At 44.8% G+C, this 241-nt stretch carries 1 protein-coding gene; it reads right to left on the bottom strand.

Annotation, left to right across the window (positions count from 1 at the left end):
• A partial coding sequence (locus ICJ85_RS16395) for an HAD-IC family P-type ATPase (RefSeq protein ID WP_188224854.1) occupies nucleotides 1–241 on the bottom strand: 241 nt, incomplete at both ends.

Here is a 241-nt window from a genome sequence, read left to right as displayed (position 1 = left end):
AGCCGTTTCTAAAGCTGTATCAGTTCCAGCACCACCCATTGCTACACCAACGGTAGATGCCGCAAGGGCTGGAGCATCATTCACGCCATCTCCGACCATCCCCACACTTTGATGTTTTTCTCGAAGTTCTTTAATAAAATTAAGCTTATCTTCTGGAAGTAAGTCAGCTTTAATATCCGAAACACCAACTTGTTTTCCGATGGCTGTTGCCGTTCTTTGGTTATCGCCTGTTAGCATCACT

The sequence above is a fragment of the Aestuariibaculum marinum genome, assembly GCF_014596975.1.
GTDB classification, from domain to species: domain Bacteria; phylum Bacteroidota; class Bacteroidia; order Flavobacteriales; family Flavobacteriaceae; genus Aestuariibaculum; species Aestuariibaculum marinum.
The sequence above is the reverse complement of the archived record's forward strand: the minus strand, read 5'-3'. Positions and strand labels throughout refer to the sequence as shown.